Below are 18,338 nucleotides of genomic sequence, written 5' to 3'. Positions count from 1 at the left end.
GGCGCGGCGTGCAGTGGGTCATGGCCCGCATGACGGGCAACCTCAAACGTGGTCACGAGAGGGGGGCAGAGCTTGCTGTTGTTTCGAGAGGAGTAACAACCAGTCTTGCCTCCACCTCCTACGCTCTGGGCATGACCTTCATCACCGGACTGGATCACGTGCTGCTGGAAGCGCCTGCGGGTGGCGAGCCGGCGGCGCGTGCGTTTTATGGCGCGTTCCTGGGCCTGACCGAAGTGCCTAAGCCTCCTGCCCTGCAGGTTCGGGGCGGGGTATGGTTTGCCCTGCCGGACGGGCGGCAACTGCACCTTGGCGTGGCACCCGACTTTGCGCCGCGCCTGAAGGGGCACCCGGCGCTGCGCTGCGTAAACCTCGCTGCGTTCACCGCCCACTGTGCGGCCCACGGCGTGCCCACCCGCCCCGACCAGGAAGGGGGCGTGCCCCGCGTGTTCCTGCATGACCCTTTCGGTAACCGTCTAGAAGTGCTGCAGGGCTGACGCCCCCACGGAGGGCCCCCACGGCGGCCGACCCCGGGGCTGGGCACCGGGGCAAAGCTGACCGTAAGATGAAGGGGCCTATGACACAGATGGCGTTGCGTTCCCAGAGCGGAGACCGCTGCGCCGCGCAACGCCGTTTTCTCGCCGTCTTCCTGTTGCCGGTGTGGCCCCGTTGCGTCCCTGCGGGGGGGCGGCCCCCCTCGCTGGGCGGCCTATGAGCCGCCCTAGTCCGGTGCCGCCGCCCCTGCTGGGGCGAATCGGGCGGGTGAAGGGCTGGGCGCTGCGGTTGATGTTCGGTGGCGGCAGCGTGCTCGCGCTGCTGACCCTGCTGCTGCCGGCCCCGGGCGCGCCCAACCTGCCTGTTGGCCAGCTGCTGTTTCTGCTGACAGCGGTGATGGGGCTGGGTGTGGTGGCCCTCACGTGGCAGCGGCCCGGCGTGCTGCGCAGCGAGCGGTTTGACACGCTGTTCATGGTGCTGGGCAACGTCTGCGCTTTTACCTCGTCGCTGGGCGAGGCGCTGCTGTTCGGCACCAGTTACAGCGAACACGTGGCCCTGTGGCCGATGGTGTTCGCGGCCGGCTTTCTGGGGCGGCGCCTGCTGCGCACCCAGGCGGTCCTCACGCCGCCGCTGCTGGCCCTGGCGGTGTACAGCCGCAGCCTGTGGGTCACGGGCAGCGAGCGCTGGTGGCTTGAAGCCCTGGTGCTGGCGGTGCCGGTGGTGATCACAGGACTGATCATTGGGTTTTTCCGGGCCGCCGCCGAGGACGAGGCCGAGGAACTGACGCAGCAGGTGGGCACCGACCCCCTGACGGGGCTGGCCAACCGCCGCGCGCTGCACGAGGATTTTGGCCGCTTGCTGGCGCGGCTGCCCCCGGGGCACCGGGTGGCCGTGATCATGCTGGATCTGGACCATTTCAAGCTGGTGAACGACCGGTACGGGCACCGCATCGGTGACGACGTGCTGCGCTGCTTTGCCGGGGTGCTGCGCAGCCACGCCCAGCCCCACGACCTGCTGGTCCGGGTGGGCGGCGAGGAATTCGTGTGGGTGACGGCCGAGGCGGCCCTGGACCCGGTTATGGCGCGGGTGGAAGCGGCGCGCGCCGCCCACGCGGCCCACCCGGATGCGCGGGCCGTGACCGTCAGCGCGGGGCTCGTCTGCCACGAGGCCAGCGAACCGCTGAGTGCCGGGCACCTCGACGACCTGCTGGGCCGGGCCGACGCTGCCCTGTACGCGGCCAAGGCGGCCGGGCGCAACTGCCTGCAGTTGTACGGCGGGCCCCGGCCGGTGCTGGAACCCGCCTGAAGCGCAGGGGGCTGACAGCGATCTTCCGTTCCGCCCAGGGGAGGAGAACACCCCCCCTCAACGCCACGCCAAGCGCTGTCTATCGCGGTCACTCGCGCCGCTCGCCCCACAAGACCTGAGGGTGAAGCTTTCAGGTCTTGTGGTGACTGCTATGAAGCGCCGGGTGCGGCGGCCAGCGGGCGTGGGGCCCCGGATGGGCGCGGCCTGGACCGGCTGGCCGCCCCTGGGCCATCTGACAGAGGCGGCGCCACACGGCGCTGGGTAGGCTGGCGGCATGAGTGCCTTTCACGTGTTCATTGCCACCAGCCTGGACGGTTTTATTGCGCGGGCCGATGGCCGTCTGGACTGGCTGCCCGGGGCCTCGGCGGACGGGGTACCGGCGCCAGAGGGCGAGGACTACGGCTTTGACGCGTTCATGGCGGACATAGACGTGGTGGTGATGGGCCGCGTGACCTTTGAAACCGTGCAGGCCCTTGACCCGTGGCCCTACGCGGGGCGGCGCATGGTGGTGCTCAGCCGCACCCTGCCCGAGCAGGCGATTCCGGCGCAGCGGCGCGCCGACGTCACCGTTCACCCGGGCCCTCTCCCAGCCCTGGTGGACGACCTGCGCGCCCAGGGGGTACGGGGCGTCTATGTGGATGGCGGCCAGACGGTCCAGGCCTTCCTGCGCGCAGGGCTGATTGACCGCCTGATCATCACGCGCGTGCCGGTGCTGCTAGGCCGTGGCCTGCCGCTGTTCGGGGACCTGCCCGAAGACCTGTGGTGGGACCACGTCGAAACCCGGCCTTTTCCATCCGGGCTGGTGCAGAGCCACTACCGTCGGCGCCGCTGATTCACACGGTCCAGCGGACAGGATGAGGTGCCCTTAAGACGTTCTCCATCTGGCACCGTCCTGATGCTTTAAGAGTTAAAGTGTCGCGCATGGAATACCGGAAGCTCGGCAGAAGTGGCCTGAAAGTCAGCGAAGTCGCCCTGGGCGGCTGGGAAACCTACGGGGTGAACCAGGACGCCTCGCAGATGGTGCGCGAGATTGTGCTGGCCGCCTACGAGGGCGGCGTGAACTTCTTCGATCAGGCCGACGTGTACGCCCGGGGCCGCAGTGAGGAACTGATGGGCGCCGTGCTGCGCGAACTGCCCCGGCACACCCTGGTGATTTCCAGCAAGGTCTTCTGGCCCATGAGTGACGACGTGAACGACCGGGGCCTGTCGCGCAAGCATGTGCTGGAAAGCATTGACAAGACCCTGAAGCGCCTGGGCACCGACTACCTGGATATCTACTTCGCCCACCGCTACGACCCCGACGTGCCGATGGAAGAGATTGTGATGGCCTTTGATCAGGTGATCCGCGACGGCAAGGCGCTGTACTGGGGCACCTCCATGTGGCCGGCCGCCCGCATTGCCCAGGCCGTGGAATTTGCTCGCGCCCACGGCCTGCACGCCCCGGTCACTGAGCAGCCCGAATACTCCATGATCCGCCGCGAGCGTGTGGAAGGAGAAATTCTGCCCTACACCGAGGGCGCGGGCGTGGGGCTGGTGGTCTGGAGCCCTCTGGCGATGGGCCTGCTGACCGGCAAGTACGACGACGGCAAGCCCGAAGGCGCCCGCCTGACCGAGAAGGAAAACTGGGGCAAGAACTTCCTGACCGACGAGAACATTGCCAAGGTGCGCGACCTGAAGCCCATTGCTGACGACCTGGGCATTACCCGCGCCCAGCTGGCCCTGGCCTGGATTCTGCGCCAGCCCGGGGTCAGCAGCGTGATCACCGGCGCCACCAAAACCAGCCAGATTCAGGACACCGTGAAAGCGGCTGGCGTGCGCCTGAGCAGCGACGTGCTGGACCAGATTGAGAGCATTCTGAAGCGCTGAGCGCGACAGTCACAGCTGGGGGCCTGGAACGCGGAAGGCGGCGTTCAGGCCCCTGGCTTCTGGTTGTGGCGCTCTCGCCCTTACGCCGGGGGATGCACGCGGTTGCGCCCGGCCGCCTTGGCGCGGTACAGGTGGTCGTCGGCGGCCTGCAGGGCCACGTCCAGCCGCTCCGGGCGCTCCACGGCGTAGCCCACGCTGGCCGTCAGGTTCACGCCGGGCAGCAGGGCCGACCAGTCGTGGCGTTCGATGGCCCGGCGGCAGCGCTCCGCGAGATCGTGGGCCTGGCCCGGCGCGCGAATCGGGGCCACCAGCACGAATTCCTCGCCGCCGTAGCGGCCCAGCAGGGTACCCGCGCGCACCGTGCCGGCCAGCAGCCCGGCCACCGCCTGCAGCACCCGGTCCCCGTGCGCGTGGGAAAAGCGGTCATTGACGCTCTTGAAGTGGTCAATGTCCACGAACAGGGTGGCCAGCAGGCTCCAGCCAGGGCCGCCCCCGTCCTGCAGGGTGCGCAGGCCCTCTTCCAGACCGCGCCGGTTCAGCACGCCGGTCAGGGGGTCCTGGCGGGCCTGCACCTCGGCGTGGCGCAGGCGGTCCTGCCAGGAACTGGCGTCGGCCTGGGCCTGGCGCAGTTCCACATTCAGGTGCCGCTGGGCGTCCTCGCTGATCTGGTCCTGGGCGGCCTGGGCTTCGGCCAGGGCCTCGCGCGCACTGTGCAGCGCCGCTCCCAGGTCGCCCTGCGCCTCGTGCAGATCGGCTATGCGCCGCAGCACGCGCTGGGCGTCGCGGTGGCGGCCCTGGGCGCGCATGCTGTCCAGGGCCTCGCGGTAGCCGGCCAGGGCGCCGGGCACGTCTCCGCGCGCGGCCAGCACCTCGGGCAGGCACAGCAGGGGCTCCAGGTACAGCCGCTGCTGCAACTCGGTGTTCAGGGCGTGGGCGGCGCGCGCGGCGCTGAGGGCGCCGTCCAGATCGCCGCACAGCCGCTGCAGCGCGGCGCGGTGGGCGCCGCACAGCAGGGCGGTGCTGGGGTGGGGCGTGGCCTGCAGCGCCGCGTCGGCGGCGCGCAGCACCATCAGGCCCTGCTGCGCGGCCTGCTGCACCGCTTCGGGGCGGCCCAGGCGCCCGGCCTCGCGGGCCAGCACCACGTAGGCGTGGGCGCGGTTTTCGTGCAGGCTCAGGGCGAGGCTGGCACGCAGCGGTTCATCGGTCTGCGCGTGCACGTGCTCTTCAAGCAGGTTCAGGTGGTGCAGGGCGTCCTTGGGGTCGCCGCGCAGGTTCGCCACCCAGGCCAGATTCCCCAGGGCGTGGCCGTAGTCCAGCGCGCACTCGTTCAGGCGGGCCAGCTCCAGGGCCGAGTGCAGGTCGTGCGCGGCGCCGGGCAGGTTGCCGCTGATCACGCGGATCAGGGCGCGCACATTGATTACCGCCGCGCGCAGCTCGCTCAGGGCGTGGTCCTGCACCAGCGTCTGCGCGCGGGTCACGCTGTCCAGGGCGCGGGCGGGCTGCCCCAGGTTGGCGCTCACGAAGCCCAGCCCCACCAGCGCCAGCACGGCGGCCCGGGGCGAGTCGGCGCGCAGGGCCTCGTCCAGCGCCCGCTCGCCCAGGTCCAGCGCCGCGTCCAGGCTCAGGCTGCGCACCGCGCGCGCCAGCTCCACCAGGGCCAGGGCGCGCGCCTCGCCGCCCGGGGCGCTCTGCAGGCGTTCCAGCAGGGGCGCGGGCGTCCCAGGCGGCAGCGCCTGGGGAGGCTGGGGGGCGCAGGGAGCAGACATTCTCTCCATTCACTCACATCTGACCCGGGTTCACCCTGAAAAAGGTCTCAGTGTGCGTTGGGGGAACTGGGGGGGCTGGGGGGCACGACCAAAGGTGGACGAGGCCCGCGCCGCCGCGCCTCTATGCTGACAAGGGTGAACGCCATAGAAACGCAGGACCTGCGCAAGGTCTACCGGGGCCGGGCGGTGGTGGACGGCCTGACCCTGACGGTGCCCCAGGGCGAGGTCTTCGGTTTTCTGGGCCCCAACGGCGCTGGCAAAAGCACCACGGTCAAGATGCTGCTGGGGCTGGTGCTGCCCACAGGCGGCGCGGCGCGCGTGCTGGGCGGCACCCCGCACGACCCGGCCATCCGCGCCCGACTGGGTTTTTTGCCCGAACAGTTCCGCTTTCAGACCTGGATGACCGGCGAGGAGTTCCTGCGCTTTCACGGGCGACTGGCCGGGGTGGGCGCGGCCGAGCTGCGCCGGCGCATCCCCGAGGTGCTGGAGCTGGTGGGCCTCTCGGGGCGCGGGCGCGAGGTGCTGGGCGGCTACAGCAAGGGCATGCTGCAGCGCGCGGGGCTGGCCGGGGCCATTCTGGCGCGGCCCCAGCTGGTGTTTCTGGACGAACCCACCAGCGCCCTGGACCCCATTGGCCGCATTGAGGTGCGCGAGATCATCGAGCGCCTGCGCGCCGAGGGGGTGGCGGTGTTCCTGAATTCGCACCTGCTCTCCGAGGTGGAACAGGTGTGCGACCGCGTGGCCTTTGTGAAGGCGGGCCGGGTGCTGACCCAGGGCACCATGCGCGAACTGATGGGCGGCGTGCTGCCGGTGGACCTGCGCCTCTCGCACCTGTCGCCGGGGCTGCTGGACACCCTGGCTGGCCTGGGTGAGGTGCGCCGCACCGACCTGAACACCCCGGGCCGCGCCGAGGTGGAGCTGTGGTTGGCCCAGGAAGACGCCCTGCCCGCCGTGGCCCGCGCGGTTCACGCCGCTGGCGCCGACCTGTACGCCCTGAGCCCGCGCCGCCCGGACCTGGAAACCATGTTCCTGGACCTGATTGAAGACACCCCTGAGCGCACCCGCGCCGCCGCGCCGGAGAAGACCCATGCGTAACGCCCTTCTGATCGCTGAACTCTCGCTGCGCGAGGCCGCGCGCAAGCGGCTCGTGGCGGTGCTGCTGCTGCTCACGGCTGCTTTTCTGGGCTTCTTTCTGTACGGCGTGTACCGCCTGGACCTCACGCTGGACGAGCGGGCGGTGGCGGCGGGGCTGGACGGGCGCAGCATCACCGGGGCGTCCAACCTGCCGGTCATGTACTCGGCCATGTTCGGCATGTATCTCGTGTACTTCCTGGGGTCGCTGATGGCGGTGCTCTCCACGGTGGGCGCGGTGAGCGGCGACATCGAAAACGGCGTGATGCAGAGCGTGCTGGCCCGCCCGGTCAGCCGCGCGCAGCTGGTGCTGGGGCGCTGGCTGGGCTTTGCCGCCGTGAACGTGGCGTACGTGGCCCTGCTGTCGGCCGGGTTGCTGGGCGGCGTGTATCTGCTGACCGGGTACGTGCCCCCCGAAACGTTGCCCGCTGTGGCCCTGCTGCTGCTGGCGGTCACGCTGCTGACCGCTCTGACGGTGCTGGGCAGCACCCTCTTTACCACCCTGGCCAACGGGATAGGCGTGTTCGTGCTGTACGGGGTGGGGTTCACGGGCGGCATTCTCAGCTTTATCGGCACCTTCGCGGATACGCCCACGCTGCTGACCCTGGGCCGCGTGGCAAACGTCGTCATGCCCACCAACGCCCTGTGGCTGGGGGCCAGTTACCACCTGCAGCCCCAGGTGGCCCGCGACCTGGGCGAGGTCACGCGCGGCGCCAATCCCTTCTTCGGCACTGCCCCCGCCGACCCCGCCCTGGTGGCCTGGGCCGCCGTGCTGAGCGCCCTGGCCGTGGCCGCCGCCATGTGGCGCTTCAGCCGCCGCGATTTGTAAGGGGATAGGTGATGGAAGGGGGAGGGCCTGCGCTGTCGGCCCTGGCAGCAGGGAAGACCAGAGGGCAAGGGCGCTTCGTGGAGAAACGAGGCGCCTTGCTCCATCAACCATCACCCATTAACCATCAACTCCCCAGCCGGGTCCACTGGCCTCCACTTTCAAACCACGCGGCGCCGTCACTGGTCACTGTCAGGGCGCGGGGGCCCGTGGGGGTGCCGGGGGGCAGGGCCACCGCCGCGCCGCTGCTGGCGCCGGGGGCCACGCGCAGCAGGGTCGCGCGGGTGGCGTCGGCCACCCACAGGGTGCCGTCGGGGGCGGCGGCCAGGGCGCTGGGGCGGGTGCCAGTGGGCAGGCTCAGCGTGCGGGTGGTACCGCTGCGGGGGTCCAGGTTCAGCACGGCCCCGGTGCGCGTTTCAGCCAGCCACAGGGTGCCGTCCGGGGCGGGGGTCAGCAGGTCCGGCACGCTGACATTCGCGGTGCCCACGGCAAAGGCGCGCGCCGCGCCAGTCTGCGGGTCCAGCGTGACCACGGCCGGCGCCGCGCCCCGGCGGGTGTAGGCCAGCCGGCCACCTTCCAGGGCCACCAGCGTCTCGGGCACGCCGTCGGTGGGCACGCGGCTGACGGCGCCGCTTCCTGGGTCCAGGGCCAGCACCTGCGGCTGCCCGTACACCAGGAACTGCAGCCGCCCGTCTGGGGTGGGGGTCAGGGCATTGAGGGTTTCTGGGGTGCCGGCCAGAAAGCGGGTCAGCGTGCCCGCGCTGTCGCGCCGCACCAGAAAGCTGCCGGCGGCCGTCACACCGCGCACGGCCACCCAGGTTTCGGTGCCGCGCGCCCCGAGGCTGATGACGGTATGGCTGGTGATGGTCTCGAAGCCCTGCAGCCCGAAGTCCAGCGTGCTCCAGCGGCCCTGGGCCGGGTCAAACCGCAGCAGGCTGTGGCGCGCGCTGGCCTCGGCGTTGGCCGGCGCACGCAGCAGCAGGGCGCCGTCGGGCGCGGGCAGCGCGGCGGCGGCTAGGTAAGGGGTGGTGCCCGGAATAGGCCAGCGCCGCTGCGCCAGCACCGGCACATTCAGCCGCGCGGTGCCGGGCGGGGCCGAGACCTGCAGGGTCACTGTGCCGCCCCCCTGACCCTGGGGATTCAGCGGCACCAGCGTATCGCTGCCCTCGGCGGCAGCCGCGCCCGGGGCGAGTTGCACGCCGGGGGGCGCGGCCTCCACCGTCACCTTGACCCCGGCGGGCGGCGTGCCCCGCAGGCGCAGGGCGCCGGGCTGCGCGGCCTCACCCACCACCGGCAGCCGCTCCAGGGTGACATTCAGGGTGCCGGGCTGGCCGCCCGGCGGTGGGGTGCCGCCCTCCCCCGGGGCGCTGCCACAGGCCAGGAGCAGGCTGGCCAGCAGCAGTGCCGCGCCCAGGCCAGGGCGGCGGGGGCGCCGGGCAGGCGCGGTGAGGGGTCGCATCAGGCCCGTGGTGGTCATGGCTGTATTTCACTCCCCGGGCTCTTGCCGCCGTCTGACGGGCCCTTGACCGGGGGTTCACGCTTGGGGCCGTGGGTGGAATGGTTTTAAGAGAAGCCGCTCTGAAACGGTCTTTTTGATCTTAATGAAAGACTGGGCCAGCGCGCCGTGACGCTTTGGTGAGAGGGCGGCTCGTAAGGTGAGCGGCATGGAACCCACCCTGCTGCTGTGCGCGCTGATCGCCCTCACCTCGGGCCTGCACTTTGGCCGCCGCTTCGCGCAGGCGCACCAGGCTGGGGGCGCCTACCTGCTCCCCGCCCTGGCGCACGGGGTGGTGTGCAGCGCCCTGGTGCTGCTCAGCACCCTGCTGGACCCCACGCCGAGTGGCCTGCTGTGGATGGCCGTGGCGGCGGTGGCCCTGTGCGGCCTCGCCATCGGGGCGCTGCGCCCGCTGCCGGCCCGGGCCCAGGGCGGTCAGACCCTGACGCTGGCGCGCGAACCCCACGCCGAGGTTCAGGCGGCCTAAGCACGCCTAAGTGCGGCCCGCGCGGCGTCCCTCTGGTTCGGGGGCGCCGCGCTTCTGTGGGCTATGGGGGGGTGCGGGGTGGGCGCCTTGGGCCGTTCTTTGGATGGACGCCGGGCGCCCGCCCGCTGGGGCACACTGGGGCTGGGGGGCAGAGTGCCCCAGCGCCCCAGCAAGGTGCCCCCGCAGGAGAGAAAACCCCATGAGCCAGTCCCGCCGCACCCTGAACACCCTGATTCGCCTGGGCCGCGCCCTGCGCGAAGATGCCCGGTCGCCCGATGACCAGGCCACACAGTCGCCGCTGCGCGCGGCGGGTCAGGCCGCCTCTGCCCGGGTGACGCCCACCCTGCAGGACGCGGCCGGGCGCCTGCGCGCCGGGGCGCAGGGCCTGCGCGATCAGGTGCAGGCCCGCGCCGATGACCGCCTGGAACGCCTGATCACCGAGCGCCGCACGGGCGGCGCCAGCGACCCCGAAGCCCTGGCGGTGCTGGCCCGCCGCCGCGAGGCCCGCGAAGCCCGCGCCGCCCAGGCCCAGGCCCGCGCCGAGTTGCTGGCCCAGGCCCACACCCCCGAGCAGCGGCAGGTGCTGGGGCTGGTGGCCGCCGCCACCGTCTGGGCCGGGGGCGAGCCCGGCGAGGTGCGCTACACCACCCTGCTGGACCGGCTGGCCCCCGGCGGCGACCCCGCGCGCGAGATGGCCATTCACCGCGCCCTGTGGACCCTGGCCGAGCGGCAGGTGCTGGCGGTGTCCCCGCACGGGGTGGTGACGGCCCCCTACCCCCGGCCACCTCTGGCCCTGCCCCCAAGTTGAGAGAGGCTTGTCGGCTGAGAGAGTAAAGAAGCGGGGCCTACCCCTGCGCCTGGCGGGGCGCCCCTTCCTCTGCCCTGAGCCTTGGGCCCTCTCGCGGCAGTGGTGGAGGGCCGTGCTGGCCAGCGCCGCTCAGGCCAGCGTGCTGCCAGCGGCGTTCAGCTGCGTCTGCAGGTTCTGAAAGGTCCGCTCGATCAGGGCGCGGGCCCGGCTTTCCATCAGGCGGCCCCCCACCGCCGCCAGGGGCCCGCGCACACTGACCTCGCCCTGCCAGCGCAGGGAGGTGGTGCCGTCCCCAGGGTCGCCCAGGGTGGCAGCGGCATTGAGGGTGAGCGTGCTGCCCAGCCCCGCGCCCTGCACGCGCACGGTCACGCGCTGCGCGGCCTCGTCGGGCTGGATGTTCAGGCGCAGGTGCAGGGTGCCGCGCAGCAGCCCGGCGCGCACCGCCACGCTGGCCTCGGCGTGGTCAGCGTGCGCGCGGATGTCCTGCACTTCGGGCAGGCAGCGCGCCACCTGTTCAGGGCGCTGCACAAAGGCCCACACGACGGCGGGCGCGGCCCGCACCTGAAACTCTCCGGCTTCCTGAAACTGCATGGTCCTGATGGTGGCGCCTGTGGGGGCAGGGCGGGTGAAGAAGGGCTTGAGCGGCCCTTACCGCCGGGGCGCGCCGGGCAGGTCCACCGGGGTCACGGGAATGGGCTCGCCAAACTGGGCGTAGCGCCGCCCCCGGTGCGGTTCGCCCCGGCCACACAGCACCGTCACCTGCGGCAGGCCGTGCACGTTCACCTCGGCCACGGCCAGCCGCCCGGTTTCGTAGGCGCCCAGGTCCAGGTACAGGTGGCGGCCCAGGCGGCACGGCGTGGGGACCGGGGTGTGCCCGTGCAGCGAGTAGGTGACGCCGGGGGGCAGCGGAAAGGGCCCCTCGTAGGGCCGCAGCCACAGCGCCGCCGACAGCGGGCTCTCGTGCTGTGGGTGCTTCACGGGCGGCGCCGCGTGGGCGATGAGCACGCTGGGGTGCGGCGGCACCTCGTCGTGAATCTGGCCGTCGGCGGTCACGTAGATCACCTTGCGCAGCACCTTGAGGTAGGCCTCCAGCAGCGGCGGAAACTTCTCCAGGGTCAGGCCGCCCAGTTCGGCGCGCACCGTTTCGCCGCCCGCGCGCATCCACCACTGGTAGCCTTCCATCGCCTTGCGGTAGTCGCCCAGGTTGTGGGTGCCCTCGTACAGGCGGTACCACTTGATGCCTTCTTGCATCATGCGCTCGTGGTTGCCCATCAGCAGGGTGGCCCGGCCCGCCTGATGCAGTTCCAGCAGTTTGTCCACCGTGGCGAGGCTGCGCGGCCCGCGGTCAATCGCGTCGCCCAGGCCCACGTAATGCGCGTCGGGAAAGCGCTCCAGCGCGGCGCGCAGCAGGTCCGGGCGCCCGTGCAGATCCGGCAGGACCACCACCTGGCGGCTCATTCGCCTTCTCCGGGGGCGTCGCTGAAGTCCAGCAGGGTCTGCTTGCTGCGCTCGCGCAGCTGCCGCGCGGCGTCCGGGGCGGGGACAAAGCTCAGGCCGCCCCCCTGGGCCACCACCTCGTAGCCGGCGCCGTCGGCAGCGCCGGGCAACCACTCGGCGGGCAGCTGGTAGGTGCGGCCCTGGCTGTCTTCCACATCGGCCAGGCCAGCGTCCTCATCCAGAACGTCAATCACGAGCAGCAGGGGCGGGACGGACATGGGGGCAAGTCTAGAGCATTCCCCTGCCCCGGGCGGCGGCCAGAGGGCCAAGGCGGCGCCCGTTTTCGCGCCCTGCACGTGGGACGCGGGGGGCAGAGGCGCTGGCCCCTCTTTCGGTGGATGCCCCTGGCCGGGGCGGGCCGGTATGGTCAGGGGCATGAGCACCGTGACCCGCCGCCGGGTGCTGCGCGCCCTGGGCGGCGCGGGGCTGGGCATGCTGGCTGCCGGGGGCGCCGGGGCTGCGCAGGCCTACCGCTTTGGCGTGACCCGCCACACCCGCCCCCTGCCCGGCCTGCGCGCGCCCCTGCGCGTGGCCTTCCTCACCGACCTGCACTACGGCCTGTATATCGGTGCGGGCAGCGTGCGCGCCTGGGTGGAGGCCACCAACCGCGAGCGCCCCGACCTGGTGCTGCTGGGCGGCGACCAGCTGGACCGCCGCATGGATGAAGCCCCCGGGGCCCTGCTGGACGAACTCGCGCGCCTGCGTGCCCCGCTGGGGGTGTACGGCGTGTGGGGCAACCACGACTACGGCAGCTTTGGCTTTTACGGCGGGCGGCAGTATGGCCCGCCCCGCGCCGACTGGCCGGCCAAGCGGGCGGAACTGGAAGCGGCGTTTGCGGCGGCGGGCGCGCCCATCCTGCGCAATGCTGGGCGGGCACTGCGCGACGACCTGTACGTGGCCGGCGTGGACGACCTGTGGAACGGCCAGCCGGATGTGGGGGCGGCCCTGGCCGGAGCGGGCGAGCGGGCCACGCTGCTGGTGACCCACAACCCCGACCTGCTGCCCTTTTTGCCGCGCCGGGTGGGCCTGACCCTATGCGGCCACACCCACGGCGGCCAGGTGCGGCTGCCCTGGCTGGGTGCGGTGACGGTGCCCAGCCGCTACGGTCAGCGCTTTGCGATGGGGTGGGTGGAGGGCGCGCACGGCACGCCCGCGTATGTCAGCCGGGGCCTGGGCCTCAGCGGCGTGCCTTTCCGGAACCTATGCGACCCAGAAGTGACTGTGCTGGATTTAAAACCTGCCCCGGGCTGAAGCGGCCGGGCTTATGTCTATGCAGGCGTAAAAGTTGGGGAGGTTGTCGCCCTGCTTGTCATTTGAAAGTTCGCTTGTGCTGTGTTGGCCTGGGCAACTCGGTGTGGCAGAGAGTACCCAGCGGTTGATGTCTCGGTCAACCCGTCTGCGCATGGGTGGAGCACCTCAGCAAGAATGGCGGCCCCCTGAGGTTTTGCTGCTGTGACGTTCTGCAGCTTTGTGCAGTCTCGGACGCGGCCTGGGTCCCATACCCAACTACTCAACATCGGGCCGGCTGGCTCGCTTCAGGCTGCGCCAGCCGCCCTCCACCCCACCTTCCCTTTGCCAACAAAAGGACACGGCACACTTTTAAACCCGTTATAAACAACGGGCCTGCATAGACATGCATCTCTCTGTATGGTGATTCTAGCAGCCTGCACCCTGCGGGCGAGCCCAGACGAGATGGGAGTGTCCACATGAACGAGACCAACAACCGGGTGACGCCGGCTGCATTGCCGCACACCCCATCCACGGCCACGCCAGGCACCAGCCGCGACGAGCTGAGCCGCGCCCGCGAGCAGGGCCTGTACGCCGCCCACGAGCACGACGCCTGCGGCGTGGGTATGGTGGCCCACATCAAGGGCGTGCGCAGCCACGGGATCATTGCCCAGGGCCTCAAGATTCTGGAGAACCTGGACCACCGGGGCGCGGTGGGCGCTGACCCCCTGATGGGCGACGGGGCCGGCATCCTGATTCAGATTCCCGACGAGTTCTACCGCGCCGAAATGGCGGGGCAGGACGTAACCCTGCCGCCCCCCGGCGATTACGGCGTGGGCATGATCTTCCTGCCCAAGGAAATCGCCTCGCGCCGCGCCTGCGAGCAGGAACTGGAACGGGCCATCCGCGCCGAGGGCCAGCTGGTGCTGGGCTGGCGCGACGTGCCGGTCAGCCGCGAGATGCCCATGAGCCCGGCCGTGCGCGAGAAAGAGCCCGTCATCCGGCAGGTGTTTATTGGCGCGGGGCCCGACACGCTGGTGCCCGACGCGCTGGAGCGCAAGCTGTACGTGATTCGCCGCCGCGCCAGCAACGCCATCCGCGCGCTGAACTTCACGCACGGCGCGGAATATTACGTGCCGTCCATGTCGTGCCGCACCGTCATCTACAAGGGCCTGCTGCTGGCCGATCAGGTAGGCGAGTACTACCTGGACCTGCAGGACGAACGCGTCACCTCGGCCCTGGCCCTGGTGCACCAGCGCTTTTCCACCAACACCTTCCCGGAATGGCCGCTGGCGCACCCCTACCGCATGGTGGCGCACAACGGCGAGATCAACACGGTCAAGGGCAACTTCAACTGGATGCGCGCCCGCGAGGGCATCATGGTTTCCCCGGTGCTGGGCGAGGACCTGAAAAAGCTCTACCCGATCTCCTTTGAGGGCGAGAGCGACACCGCCACCTTCGACAACGCGCTGGAACTGCTGACCCTGGCGGGCTACCCCATGGCCCACGCGGTCATGATGATGATTCCCGAAGCCTGGGAGCAGAGCAGCGGCCTGGACCCGCGCCGCCGGGCCTTTTACGAGTACCACGCCTCCATGATGGAGCCCTGGGACGGCCCCGCCGCGATGGTCTTTACCGATGGGCGACAGGTGGGCGCGACCCTGGACCGCAATGGCCTGCGCCCCGCACGCTACGTGCAGACCCGCGATGACCTCGTGATCCTGGCGTCCGAATCCGGCGTGCTGCCCATTCCCGAGAGCCGGATTGTCAAGAAGTGGCGCCTGCAACCGGGCCGGATGTTCCTGATTGACCTGGAACAGGGCCGGATTATCGAGGACGACGAGCTGAAGACCCAGTTCGCCTCGGCGCGGCCCTACGCGCAGTGGGTGGAAAACACCCGCTTCCGCCTGGACGACTCCGAGGAGACCGGCACTGTGGGCCAGTTCCGCGAGTCGCTGCTGGACCGCCAGCAGGCCTTTGGCTACACCCAGGAGGACCTGAAGTTCCTGATGGGGCCGATGGCATTGACCGGCGAGGAAGGCATTGGCTCCATGGGCAACGACAGCCCGCTGGCGGTGCTCTCGGGCAAGAACAAGCCGCTGTACAACTATTTCAAGCAGCTGTTCGCCCAGGTGACCAACCCGCCCATTGACCCCATCCGCGAGGCCGTGGTCATGAGCCTGGTGTCGTTTGTGGGCCCGCGCCCCAATCCGCTGGACGTGAACGCCGTGAGCCCGCAGCTGCGCCTGGAAGTCGAGCAGCCCATTCTGGACTTTGACGACATGGCCCGGCTGCGCAGCATTGCCGAGCACACGCGCGGCAAGTTCAAGGCCTATGAACTGGACATCACCTACCCCGCCGACTGGGGCCCGCGCGGCATAGAGGCCAAGCTGGCCACCGTGAACGCCCGCGCGGTGGACGCCATTGAAAACGGCCACAACATCATCATCGTGACCGACCGCCGGCTGGACCGCGACCGGGTGGCGATTCCCTCGCTGCTGGCGCTGAGCAGCGTGCACCACCACCTCGTGAAAGCGGGCCTGCGCATGAAAACCGGCCTGGTCGTGGAAACCGGCGACGCCCGCGAGGTGCACCACTTTGCCGCGCTGGCCGGCTACGGCGCGGAAGCGGTTCACCCGTACCTCGCGCTGGAAACCCTGATCAACCTGCACACCGACGTGCCGGGCATGCCCAGCCTGGCGGGCGTGGACGCGCACAAGGCCATTCGCAACTACATCAAGGCGATTGGCAAGGGCCTGAGCAAGATCATGTCCAAGATGGGCGTGAGCACATACATGAGTTACTGCGGCGCGCAACTGTTCGAGGCGATTGGCCTGAAGAGCGAGTTCGTGAACAAGTATTTCTACGGCACGCCGACGCAGGTGGGGGGCATTGGCATTTTCGAGGTGGCCGAGGAAGGGATTCGCAACCACCGCGCCGCCTTCAGCCCCGACCCCACGCTGGCCCAGAGTCTCGATGCCGGCGGCGAGTACGCGTGGCGCGTGCGCGGCGAGGACCACCTGTGGACCCCGGATTCGGTGGCGAAGCTGCAACACGCGGTGCGCAGCGGCTCGGTCAGCACCTACGAGGAATACGCCCGCCTGATCAACGACCAGAGCAAGCGCCACATGACCCTGCGCGGCCTGTTCGAGTTCAAGACCGAAGGCGTCACGCCTGTGCCGTTAGAAGAAGTGGAAAGCGCCAGCGAGATCGTCAAGCGCTTTGCCACCGGGGCCATGAGTCTGGGCTCTATCTCCACCGAGGCGCACACCACCCTGGCCGTCGCCATGAACCGCATTGGCGGCAAGAGCAACACCGGCGAGGGCGGCGAGGACCCCGCCCGCTACGAACGAGAAATGCGCGGCGAGACGCTGGGCGAGGGCCACACCCTGGCCTCCCTGCTGGGTGAAAGCCGCGTCGAGGTGGATTACCCGCTGCAAGCCGGGGACTCCCTGCGCTCCAAGATCAAGCAGGTGGCCTCCGGGCGCTTTGGCGTGACCACCACCTACCTCGCGTCCGCCGACCAGATTCAGATCAAGATGGCGCAGGGGGCCAAGCCCGGCGAGGGCGGCCAGCTGCCCGGCGGCAAGGTCAGCGAGTACATCGGCTTTCTGCGCCACTCGGTGCCCGGCGTGGGCCTGATCAGCCCGCCGCCGCACCACGACATCTACTCCATTGAAGACCTCAAGCAGCTGATCCACGACCTGAAGAACGTGAACCCGCGCGCCGACATCTCGGTGAAGCTGGTCTCGGAAATTGGCGTGGGCACGGTGGCCGCCGGGGTGGCCAAGTGCAAGGCCGACCACATCGTGATTGCCGGGCACGACGGCGGCACCGGGGCCAGCCCCTGGAGCTCGATCAAGCACGCGGGCTCGCCCTGGGAGCTGGGGCTGGCCGAAGCGCAGCAGACGCTGGTCTTAAACCGCCTGCGCGACCGCGTGCGCGTGCAGACCGACGGGCAGCTAAAAACCGGCCGCGACGTGGTGGTGGCCGCCCTGCTGGGCGCCGACGAATTCGGCTTTGCCACCGCGCCGCTGGTGGCGCAGGGCTGCATCATGATGCGCAAGTGTCACCTGAACACCTGCCCCGTGGGGGTGGCCACCCAGGACCCGGTGCTGCGCGCCAAGTTCACGGGCAAGCCCGAGCACGTCATCAACTACTTCTTCTTCGTGGCCGAGGAAGTACGCCAGCTCATGGCCTCCCTGGGCATCCGCACCTTTGACGACCTGATTGGCCGCAGCGACCTGCTGGACACCCGCAAGGGCATTGAGCACTGGAAGGCGCAGGGCCTGGACTTCAGCCGCGTGTTCTACCGCCCCGAGGTGCCTGAAGAGGTGGGCACGCGCCACCTGCACGCCCAGGAGCACGGCCTGGAAGGCGCGCTGGACCTCACCCTGATTGAGAAGTGCCGCCCCGCCTTTGAACGCAGCGAGAAGGTGCACTTTCTGCAGGACGCGCGCAACGTCAACCGCAGCGTGGGGGCCATGCTCTCGGGCCAGCTGGTGCGCGTGCGCCCCGAGGGCCTCCCCGACAACACGGTGTTCGTGCAGATGGAAGGCACGGGCGGCCAGTCCTTCGGCGCCTTCCTGGCCCCGGGCCTGACCCTGTACCTGATTGGCGACGCGAACGACTACACCGGCAAGGGCCTGTCGGGCGGGCGCGTGGTGGTGCGGCCCAGCATCGAGTTCCGGGGCAAGGCCGAGGAAAACATCATCGTGGGGAACACGGTGCTGTACGGCGCCACCAGCGGCGAGGCCTTTTTCCGGGGTGTGGCCGGCGAGCGCTTCGGCGTGCGCCTCAGTGGCGCCTCGGCGGTGGTGGAAGGCACCGGGGACCACGGCTGCGAGTACATGACGGGCGGCACGGTGGTGGTGCTGGGCAAGACCGGCCGCAACTTCGCGGCGGGCATGAGCGGCGGCGTGGCCTACGTGTACGACGCCGACGGCACCTTCGCCCAGCGCTGCAACCTCAGCATGGTGGGCCTGCACCCGGTCCTGCCCGAGCAGGAGCAACTGGCCCAGACGACCGGCGCCCTGCATGCCGCCCAGAGCGACGAGGCCCTGCTGCGCCGCCTGCTGGAAGACCACCACAAATGGACCGGCTCGGCGCGCGCCTCCGACCTGCTGGACGACTGGGAAGCGGCCCTGAAGCGCTTTGTGAAGGTCCTGCCCCACGAATACGCCCGCGCCCTGCAGGCCCGCGCCCCGAAAGCTGGCACCGAGGCCGGCACCGTGCAGGCCGCCGACACCACCTCCATGCAGACCGGCCAGCCCGCGCAGAAGGTGGCCGGGCAGGGCACGCTGACGAAGTAAAGGGTTGAAGGTCGAAGGTTGATGGAAGACGAGAGAGGTTGACGCAGTGCTCCTCCCCCTTGAGGGGGGACTCGCAGAGCTGCGCCGCAGAGGCTGGGAGGGGGTAAACCTGACCGCCCCGGGCCC

Annotated in this window: 15 protein-coding genes; 10 read left to right on the top strand and 5 right to left on the bottom strand. The window is 70.4% G+C overall.

All coding sequences use genetic code 11. The features are described 5' to 3' along the window. The first annotated feature begins 131 nt into the window (after nt 1–131). The 4 genes from KMW22_RS10495 (at nt 132) to KMW22_RS10480 (ending at nt 3,663) form a co-directional block, all read left to right on the top strand. Entirely contained in the window at nt 132–494 is a 363-nt protein-coding gene (locus KMW22_RS10495; RefSeq protein ID WP_221090000.1) for a VOC family protein, read from the top strand. A 214-nt stretch (nt 495–708) separates the two neighbouring features. Further along, nucleotides 709–1,797: a GGDEF domain-containing protein gene (locus tag KMW22_RS10490; protein ID WP_221089999.1), complete on the top strand. Its 1,089-nt coding sequence runs from the start codon at nt 709–711 to the stop codon at nt 1,795–1,797. 274 nt (nt 1,798–2,071) lie between these two features. After that, nucleotides 2,072–2,629 carry a dihydrofolate reductase family protein gene (locus tag KMW22_RS10485; protein WP_221089998.1) on the top strand — a complete coding sequence of 186 codons (558 nt, stop codon included), beginning with the start codon at nt 2,072–2,074 and terminating at the stop codon, nt 2,627–2,629. Nucleotides 2,630–2,718: 89 nt separating this feature from the next. After that, nucleotides 2,719–3,663: an aldo/keto reductase family protein gene (locus KMW22_RS10480; protein ID WP_221089997.1), complete on the top strand. Its 945-nt coding sequence runs from the start codon at nt 2,719–2,721 to the stop codon at nt 3,661–3,663. An 80-nt stretch (nt 3,664–3,743) separates the two neighbouring features. Here the strand turns inward: KMW22_RS10480 and KMW22_RS19360 are convergent, their stop codons facing one another. Next, nucleotides 3,744–5,429: a GGDEF domain-containing protein gene (locus KMW22_RS19360; protein WP_235692853.1), complete on the bottom strand. Its 1,686-nt coding sequence runs from the start codon at nt 5,427–5,429 to the stop codon at nt 3,744–3,746. Nucleotides 5,430–5,552: 123 nt separating this feature from the next. On the opposite strand from KMW22_RS19360, the gene KMW22_RS10470 reads away from it, so the two are divergent. After that, complete coding sequence (locus KMW22_RS10470; protein WP_221089996.1) at nt 5,553–6,524, top strand: ABC transporter ATP-binding protein; 972 nt, start codon at nt 5,553–5,555, stop codon at nt 6,522–6,524. Beyond that, nucleotides 6,517–7,389 carry an ABC transporter permease gene (locus KMW22_RS10465; protein ID WP_221089995.1) on the top strand — a complete coding sequence of 291 codons (873 nt, stop codon included), beginning with the start codon at nt 6,517–6,519 and terminating at the stop codon, nt 7,387–7,389. Before KMW22_RS10470 ends, KMW22_RS10465 begins: the two co-directional genes overlap by 8 nt. A 124-nt stretch (nt 7,390–7,513) precedes the next feature. On the opposite strand, the gene KMW22_RS10460 is transcribed toward KMW22_RS10465, so the two are convergent. Next, nucleotides 7,514–8,863 carry a Vgb family protein gene (locus KMW22_RS10460; RefSeq protein WP_221089994.1) on the bottom strand — a complete coding sequence of 450 codons (1,350 nt, stop codon included), beginning with the start codon at nt 8,861–8,863 and terminating at the stop codon, nt 7,514–7,516. 187 nt (nt 8,864–9,050) lie between these two features. Here KMW22_RS10460 and KMW22_RS10455 point away from each other — a divergent pair, with 187 nt between their 5' ends. Further along, complete coding sequence (locus tag KMW22_RS10455; RefSeq protein ID WP_221089993.1) at nt 9,051–9,368, top strand: hypothetical protein; 318 nt, start codon at nt 9,051–9,053, stop codon at nt 9,366–9,368. 199 nt (nt 9,369–9,567) lie between these two features. Beyond that, nucleotides 9,568–10,176: a hypothetical protein gene (locus KMW22_RS10450; protein ID WP_221089992.1), complete on the top strand. Its 609-nt coding sequence runs from the start codon at nt 9,568–9,570 to the stop codon at nt 10,174–10,176. Between the two features lie 129 nt (nt 10,177–10,305). Here the strand turns inward: KMW22_RS10450 and KMW22_RS10445 are convergent, their stop codons facing one another. From KMW22_RS10445 to KMW22_RS10435, 3 genes are read right to left on the bottom strand one after another with little or no spacing between them, the layout of a single operon-like run. After that, entirely contained in the window at nt 10,306–10,767 is a 462-nt protein-coding gene (locus KMW22_RS10445) for an SRPBCC domain-containing protein (protein ID WP_221089991.1), read from the bottom strand. A 57-nt stretch (nt 10,768–10,824) separates the two neighbouring features. After that, nucleotides 10,825–11,634, bottom strand: coding sequence for a metallophosphoesterase (locus tag KMW22_RS10440; protein WP_221089990.1), 810 nt, complete (start codon nt 11,632–11,634; stop codon nt 10,825–10,827). After that, nucleotides 11,631–11,891, bottom strand: coding sequence for a hypothetical protein (locus tag KMW22_RS10435; protein WP_221089989.1), 261 nt, complete (start codon nt 11,889–11,891; stop codon nt 11,631–11,633). Before KMW22_RS10435 ends, KMW22_RS10440 begins: the two co-directional genes overlap by 4 nt. 157 nt (nt 11,892–12,048) lie before the next feature. On the opposite strand from KMW22_RS10435, the gene KMW22_RS10430 reads away from it, so the two are divergent. Next, nucleotides 12,049–12,924 (top strand): metallophosphoesterase, encoded by an 876-nt coding sequence (locus KMW22_RS10430; protein WP_221089988.1) that lies wholly within the window; start codon nt 12,049–12,051, stop codon nt 12,922–12,924. A gap of 455 nt (nt 12,925–13,379) precedes the next feature. After that, nucleotides 13,380–18,212, top strand: a complete 4,833-nt coding sequence (locus KMW22_RS10425; RefSeq protein ID WP_221089987.1) for a glutamate synthase-related protein — start codon at nt 13,380–13,382, stop codon at nt 18,210–18,212. Nucleotides 18,213–18,338: the final 126 nt, after the last annotated feature.

The organism is Deinococcus aquaedulcis (assembly GCF_019693445.1).
Lineage (GTDB): Bacteria > Deinococcota > Deinococci > Deinococcales > Deinococcaceae > Deinococcus > Deinococcus aquaedulcis.
The sequence above is the reverse complement of the archived record's forward strand: the minus strand, read 5'-3'. Positions and strand labels throughout refer to the sequence as shown.

Bases quoted from the DNA above. Each gene is read 5' to 3' on its own strand.
- KMW22_RS10495 (WP_221090000.1), top strand. From the start codon at position 132: ATGACCTTCATCACCGGACTGGATCACGTGCTGCTGGAAGCGCCTGCG.
- KMW22_RS10490 (WP_221089999.1), top strand. From the start codon at position 709: ATGAGCCGCCCTAGTCCGGTGCCGCCGCCCCTGCTGGGGCGAATCGGG.
- KMW22_RS10485 (WP_221089998.1), top strand. From the start codon at position 2,072: ATGAGTGCCTTTCACGTGTTCATTGCCACCAGCCTGGACGGTTTTATT.
- KMW22_RS10480 (WP_221089997.1), top strand. From the start codon at position 2,719: ATGGAATACCGGAAGCTCGGCAGAAGTGGCCTGAAAGTCAGCGAAGTC.
- KMW22_RS19360 (WP_235692853.1), bottom strand. From the start codon at position 5,429: ATGTCTGCTCCCTGCGCCCCCCAGCCTCCCCAGGCGCTGCCGCCTGGG.
- KMW22_RS10470 (WP_221089996.1), top strand. From the start codon at position 5,553: ATGCTGACAAGGGTGAACGCCATAGAAACGCAGGACCTGCGCAAGGTC.
- KMW22_RS10465 (WP_221089995.1), top strand. From the start codon at position 6,517: ATGCGTAACGCCCTTCTGATCGCTGAACTCTCGCTGCGCGAGGCCGCG.
- KMW22_RS10460 (WP_221089994.1), bottom strand. From the start codon at position 8,863: ATGACCACCACGGGCCTGATGCGACCCCTCACCGCGCCTGCCCGGCGC.
- KMW22_RS10455 (WP_221089993.1), top strand. From the start codon at position 9,051: ATGGAACCCACCCTGCTGCTGTGCGCGCTGATCGCCCTCACCTCGGGC.
- KMW22_RS10450 (WP_221089992.1), top strand. From the start codon at position 9,568: ATGAGCCAGTCCCGCCGCACCCTGAACACCCTGATTCGCCTGGGCCGC.
- KMW22_RS10445 (WP_221089991.1), bottom strand. From the start codon at position 10,767: ATGCAGTTTCAGGAAGCCGGAGAGTTTCAGGTGCGGGCCGCGCCCGCC.
- KMW22_RS10440 (WP_221089990.1), bottom strand. From the start codon at position 11,634: ATGAGCCGCCAGGTGGTGGTCCTGCCGGATCTGCACGGGCGCCCGGAC.
- KMW22_RS10435 (WP_221089989.1), bottom strand. From the start codon at position 11,891: ATGTCCGTCCCGCCCCTGCTGCTCGTGATTGACGTTCTGGATGAGGAC.
- KMW22_RS10430 (WP_221089988.1), top strand. From the start codon at position 12,049: ATGAGCACCGTGACCCGCCGCCGGGTGCTGCGCGCCCTGGGCGGCGCG.
- KMW22_RS10425 (WP_221089987.1), top strand. From the start codon at position 13,380: ATGAACGAGACCAACAACCGGGTGACGCCGGCTGCATTGCCGCACACC.